Annotated in this window: 2 protein-coding genes; both read right to left on the bottom strand. The window is 70.7% G+C overall.

Features of this window, described 5'->3' with window-relative positions; all coding sequences use genetic code 11:
* Positions 1-861 (bottom strand): ATP-binding protein (locus FDZ70_10755; GenBank protein TLM65880.1); only part of this gene is annotated, 861 nt, incomplete at its 3' end.
* Between the two features lie 36 nt (positions 862-897).
* Positions 898-1,333: GNAT family N-acetyltransferase (locus tag FDZ70_10750; protein ID TLM65879.1), on the bottom strand; the 436-nt coding region annotated here is incomplete at its 5' end.

Genomic DNA, 1,333 nt, shown 5'->3' with positions numbered 1-1,333 from the left:
GTTCACGAAGTAGGCGGGTAGCGTCCGCACCTGACACCCGGTCTCGAGCAGGTCGAGATACGACCGCGCGGTGGGCGGCGAGACGCGCGCGTCGGCGGCCAGGTCGCTGAAGTTCACCAGCCCCGAGGTCCTGCCCATCGCCATCGCCAGCACCCTGCCGAACGCCTGCAGGTCCTCCACGCGTGCGAGTTGCCTGAGGTCGCGCTCTACGAACGTGAGCCGGTAGGAGTCGTAGAAGTCCCTGCGATCCGCGGGGCTTAAGGCGAGCGCTGCGGGCATCGCGCCGCGCACGGCGAGTCGCCGCACGGTGTCCGCGGCCCCGGCCTGCACGGCAGGAAGCGCGCCGATGGCCTCCTCGCCGTCCCCTGTCGCCGCGAACAGGACGTCCACGGTGCGCGGAGCCGGGGCGCCCGCCAACTCCGACCAGGTGAACGTCCCCAGTTCGGCCCACGCGCTACGGCCTGCGAGCGACTCGGTCACGCTGCGCATCTTCAGCAGGTTCGCGGAGCCGGTCAGCAGGAACATCCCGGGAGTCCGGCCCTCGTCCACCGCGATCTTGATCTCGCGCAGGAGATCGGGGGCGAGCTGCACCTCGTCGATGACGGTGAACCCGCCCTGCCGGACAAGAGCGCGAGGGTCATCCAGAGCCGTCTGCAGCAGCGTCGCGTCGTCCAGGCTGAGATAGCTGCCCGAACGCTCCGCGAGAACGGCCTTGGCGAGCGTCGACTTGCCCACCTGCCGAGGACCCGCGATGACCACGACGGGGAACGACCGCAGAAGCCGGTGGACGCGCTCCGTGAGATGTCGTCTCAGCATCGTCATATGTTGCATATTGAAAGCCTGGTGTTGAGATTGCAACATACGCCAAGCGACGCACGGTGCCTCGGACGGCCGGCCCTACGCGCAGCCGGTGTCGTCCTCGCTGAACGCGTGCCGCGTGTACAGGCGCATCTGCGGACCGGGCTCGAAGCCCATCGTGCGGTAGAGCATCGCGCCTTCGTGGCTCGCCTGAAGCGTGACCAGGCCGATGCCCTCGCGCTCCGCCCACTCGACCGCGAGGCGCACGAGCGCGCTGGCGACACCGCGGCGACGCCACTCGGGGACGACGAACATGCCGAACAGGTATGCATGCCGCCCGTCGACGACCCGGTAGCCGGGCGGCATCTGCACCACGCCTGCGGTCAGCGCGCCCACCGGCTCCCCGTCCGCCTCGGCTACCCACCCGGCGAAGCGCCCCGCGCCGGCCTCCGCGCGGGCCCACGCCGCCGTGGCGTCGGCGACCTCGGCCATGCGCGCCTCGTCGGCGGCATCGAGCTCGCGCAGCATCCGGCTG

It is taken from the genome of Actinomycetota bacterium, from assembly GCA_005774595.1.
Taxonomy (GTDB): Bacteria; Actinomycetota; Coriobacteriia; order Anaerosomatales; family D1FN1-002; genus D1FN1-002.
This window is presented reverse-complemented; position numbering and strand designations above follow the sequence as displayed.